Origin of the sequence: Actinoallomurus sp. NPDC052308, from assembly GCF_040679195.1 — a bacterium.
Classification (GTDB): Bacteria; Actinomycetota; Actinomycetes; order Streptosporangiales; family Streptosporangiaceae; genus Actinoallomurus; species Actinoallomurus liliacearum.
In genome coordinates, this window is record NZ_JBFAUM010000032.1 from 1 (window position 1) to 5,044 (window position 5,044).

At 71.1% G+C, this 5,044-nt stretch carries 1 pseudogene; it reads right to left on the minus strand.

The window, feature by feature from the left end:
* Positions 1–4,343 (minus strand): annotated as a pseudogene (locus tag AB0L00_RS39620) (hypothetical protein); the annotation flags it as partial.
* Positions 4,344–5,044 lie beyond the last annotated feature (701 nt).

The following is a 5,044-nucleotide window of genomic DNA, read 5'->3' on the forward strand; positions in this document are numbered from 1 at the left end:
AAGGTGTCCCGGGCCGCGGACGCCGTACCGGCCGGATCCGTCATCCGCCCCAGCGCCGTGACGGCGCCCCGGACGCCGGTGGTGTCCACGAAGTAGACGACGCCCTGTTCGAGGACCTCGGCCGGCGTCGGTCCCTCCGATATCGGGCCTTCCTCGGTGCCGAGCGGCAGCAGATAGGCCAGGGCGGTCTGGTTCTCGACCGTGATCGGGTCCGGGTCGCGGACGCTCTTGCGGACCCTGCCCTGCACACCGGAGTGCTGGTACTCGACGGTGATCTCATAGTCGCTGGTCAGCGCGAACTCGTCGACCTTGCCGGGGTACTCCAGGAGTTCGGGACGGTTGTTGAGGAAGCCCACCGCGTCGGAGGCACCGACGCTCCGCTGGAACTCGACGCCCATCATCGCCGTCTTGAGCGACTGGAAGAGCCCCTTGAACTTGAAACCCGCCGCGACCTTCCGCGAGTGGCCGACGGACGCACCCGCGCTGTCCATGCCCATCGCCAGGTTGACCGTGTGGAACTGGTCGGTACTGCGGATGAACTCCGGCTCGTGCGCGGGGTTCTTCCGCGCCTTGATGGTGACCTTCGCCGAATCGACGTCCAGGTCCACGCCCATGCCGCCGCGGCGCTTGCGGAGCGTGAACGTCATGCCGTCCTGGTGGATCTGGTCGTAGTGGGAGTCCAGGCCACGGCTGGAGACCATCTTGTCGAACAGTTCTTCGCTGTCGACCAGGCTGTCGAGCCTGTTGCCGTGCCCGTACCACGTGTACCCCTCGAACGGGTCGTCCCCGTCCGCGGGCAGGAACCCCGTCCCGGACAGCTCTGCCGTGAGCGCGTTCCGGATCTCCTCGACGGTCCCTTCGGCCACCATGACCAGACCCATTCCGACGCCCTTGCCCTCCGCGACGTAGTGCGGCACGGGCTTGGTGTCCGGGTCGTTCGGGCCCCGGCCGGTGCCCCGGATCGCGTTCGGCTCGTACGGCACGGTGCCGCCCTGGGCCGGCGGGTTCTTCAGCGCCTCCCGGTCGACCGGCAGACCGTGCTCGTACGCGGCCGCCTCCGGCACCCGGACCAGCGCCCTGCCGGGGACCGGGCCGGTCGTCTTCGGCGCCCGCCTGTCCTCGTCACCACGGACGCTGACCGTCGCCCGATGCGTGAACGACATGTCGTACGCGTTGGTGTACGAGGTGTCACGCGGCACCAGCACGTGCAGACCGGTCCGCCCGGCCGAGATCCCGTCGGTGTTCGACGACGAGTACGACAGGTAGCCGGCGATGCCCAGGCCGGCCTTCTCCAGCCCCGTGACCGGCGCCCCCAGGTCGACCTCGGCGCTCGGGAACGTCAGCGCGCTGGCGTTGCCGATGGTGTGGCCGCCGCTCCAGCCGTCGATGGCGGTCCGTACGTTCTCGATGTGAGACTTGTCGCTGGTCGCACCGACCCGCGGGGCGCCGGCCAGCCGCTCGGACCGCACCGACACCGCCGCCATCGGCCGCCCATGCTCGCTGTGCAGCCTGAACCGGTACCCGCGAGCGGTGTTGACCGCCGCGTCCAGGTGCATGTCCAGGTTCCACAGCTTCTGCAGCAACTCCTGACGGATCGAGCTGCCCATCGGCAGCGGCAGCCCCTTCTCCCGCAGGACCGCCGCGATCTCGTCGAACAGCCGGGGGAGGTTCGTCAGGCCGGAGGCCGAGAAGTACGACGGCAGCTTGTCGACCTTGACCGCCTCACCGGTCGCGATCACCTGGTCCGCTGGGGACTTCTCCAGATAGTGATCCGGAATCCAGAGGAACAGGCGCTCGTCGGTCGGGTCGTCCAGCCGTTGGACGGGCGTCCGTGCCCAGCTCTGCTCATCGTCCGTACGCACCTTGAACGACCACTTCGCCGTGTAGGCGATCAGCTTGTGCGCGGTGCGGTTGTCCTCGACGTGACCGCCCTCGGCATCGGCGATGTGCGTGTCGGACCGGTTCGACTGGTTGGCCGTACCGGAGATCGAGACGCCACCCCTCACGATCACACCGGGCGCCACCGGGACACCGAGGCTCGCCGAGAGCGCGCCACGGGTCGCACCCAGCTGCCCGCTCTGCGACTGGGCGTGCGCGCCGGTCGCGAACACCGAGTTGATGGTGCCGACCGCCTGGTGTCCCCCCTCCACCGGAGGCAGGCCGGACGGCGTGAGCGTGGCCCCGGCCGGGTTCCGCTCCTCGTACGGGTCGGTGGCATCGAGGGTGACCAGCACCTCGCCATCGCCGATCGGCACCTGCAGACCGCTGTCGCCGGTCTCGCCGGCCGCGTCGTGCATGCCGAGGTACCGGTAATTGGCCAGCAGACGTTGCGTCAGCAGGGTCAGCTCGTTCTCGGTGTGGTTCACCCCGGCCTCGTCCAGCGCCTGCCGGATCCGCCGCAGCAGCGCCGGCATCTGCGGCAGGGCCGCACGCGGCACACCGATCGAACGGACCATCGGATCCGCGATCGGCTCCACCACGGGCGGCTCCGCCGAAGGAGGCGTACTCCCCGGAGGAGACGGCGGCACCGGCGGAGGCACGTCCTCGGCAGAGAGCGCGGCTGCCGCAGGAGACGGCTCCAGCGGCCGCCCCTCGCTCTCCGGCATCACGGAGGTGGACGGGGTGGGACCCTGGTCCGCCTCGGGGCCCGCTTCCACCTCCGAGACGAGGCCGTCACGGACCGGCCGGTTCAGGAGCTTCGACAGCGGCTCGGCCAGACTCGCGCCACCGTCGATCCGAAGATGCGGGATCAGGCCGAAGGCGCGGTGGTCGATCGCCGCCGCCACCGCCTCCACCGGGATCTCCTGTTCGCCGGCCATCACCCGGCCGTCCCGCACGGTCCCGAAGACGAACACGCCGCTCTCGGGGAGCGCGCCGGCCAGATCCCTCATCCTGGCGATGAGCGCGTCCGGCGCGGCCTCCTCCGGCGCCCCGGGCAGCAGAACCGCCACCGGACGGCCGTCGACATCGATCGCACGCGTCTGGTCGAGCACATCCTCGATCGGCAGGCGCGGCGGTGCCGTGGCCGCCGGAGCAGGTTCATCGCGGGGGTCGGGCCGTTCGCCCGCAGCCGTGCCGGTGATCCGGACGGTCGGCGTGCCGCGCTCGCCGGCCCCGCGTTCGTCGTCCGGGGGCACGATGGCGATGTCCGGCACCTCGACGGCCGGGCGTGGGGCAGTCGCCCGCGCCGGGGCCCCGCCGGGGCCGGCGACCGACTCGGGCGCATCCGCCACAGGCTTCGACTGCGGCTCGGGCACCGCTTCGGTAAGCGGGGCCGCCACGTCGTCGGCTCCCGCGTGCTGTGCCGGGCCGACGACCGTCGGACGGGGACGTGCTCCGTCGGAGATCAGGAGATTGGTCAGCGCGCCGGCCGACCGAGGGCCGCGTAGGTACTCCGCGGCGACCAGGACGACGACCTCATCGGGGCGGGACACAGCTCCCCTCGGGTTCTCCCCCGGGCGCACCTGCCGGATACGTTCCTCGACCAGTTTGGCCGCCTGGTCGAGCGCCTCCTGACGGCGTTCCGCGCTGATCGCAGGATCAAGGAGCCGGTTCCAGGCGTGATCCGGATCCAAGCGCCGGGCCGTTCCGCCGCCGGCCCCGGAAGTGGCCTGTTTCTCCGTGGACGAAGGCCGCTCCGGCGTCGTGGACTCGCCCACGACCTTCTCGACCCGGGGCGTGACCGCCGACGGTCCGCCCACGGGCAGGTGATCGTGTGCCAGGCCATGACCGCGCTGCGCCGCTGCGCCGCCGTCCGCCGGACCGGGGCTCGGCGCCCCGGCCTGTCCGGCGTGCGGCTCCGCCGCCGATCCGGCGGGCATACCGGAAGTCATGGCTGGACTCTCACCGGCGTTCTTCGGACCGGCCGTCGATCGCCAGATGCCGACCGGTCGGCCAGTCGCCGTCGCGGCGATCGCCTGGTCGCGCAGGAAGGCCCCGGAGTCGGGCAGGGTGCGGACCCGACCGGTGAGGTCACCGTCCGGCCCATAGGTGTACCAGCCGTCGTTCGGCGCATCGTCGATCCGCAGTCCGCCGTCCGGCTCCCGCCGCAGCGTCCCGGCCACCAGATCACCGGTCGGCAGCGACAAGACGTCGCCCCCCGGTCCGGTCACCGTCGCGCCGAGAATCGGCGCGACGGCGAACGCGAACCAATGCGCGTCATCGGCCAGCAGGACGACGGGAACACCCGCCGCGTACTCGGGCTGCTCCTGGATCCACGCGGCGAACTCATCGGGAGCCAACGGGGCGGACTGACCGTCGACGACGAAGCCGTCATCGCCGTAATCGCTCGGCTCGATCCGGCCGAAGACGACCACCCGATCGCCGGCCGCCGGCGAACTCACCGCCGCGTCCTGCGCCGAGGGCGATCGGCCGCTCTCCGGCGCCGAGTGACTCGCCGGGCTCATCGGGCTTACCGGGCTCAATCGGCTCAGGGGAGTCCGCGGACTCCCCGGGCTCAACGGACTCACCGGGCTCAGGGAAGGAGTTCCATCGGCGGGAGCCGGTCCATCGTCCGCTCGGCCGACCGTCTGATGGGATTCCGGCGCGGCCGTCTCCGCGGAGTCACCGGCCGGCGGGTGCTCGGTGGCCGGTCCTGTCGTTTCGTTCTCGCGTGAGAGCGCAGGAGTTCCCTCCCGATCTCCCTCGCCTACACCCGCAGGGCCACCATGTGAGGACTCCGCCCCTGTCGTGGGCTGCCTCGCGCCAGGCGCGGGAGTCTCCAAGAGCGTTTGGCTGCTGGGGCCGTTGCGCGTCGTCGTGTAGCCGGACTTGGATTCTGTTGCTCCCGCGCCACCGCCGCCGCCGAGGTCGTCCATGGTCATTGGGTCACCGCCGAAGCCCTTACCGGTTCGCGGGGGCCTGACGGCGGGTGACCTCTTCCCATCGGCGGCAGGCGGGCGATTCATCTGGTCGGTTACTTGTTCGGCACGTTCTCGACCGGAAACTCCCGGGATGTTCTCGCTTTCCGGGTTGCCTGGCCCCAATCGCCTGTCAACGCCTTCATAGCCCGATGACTTGCCACTGGATGTCGATGGATCACCGG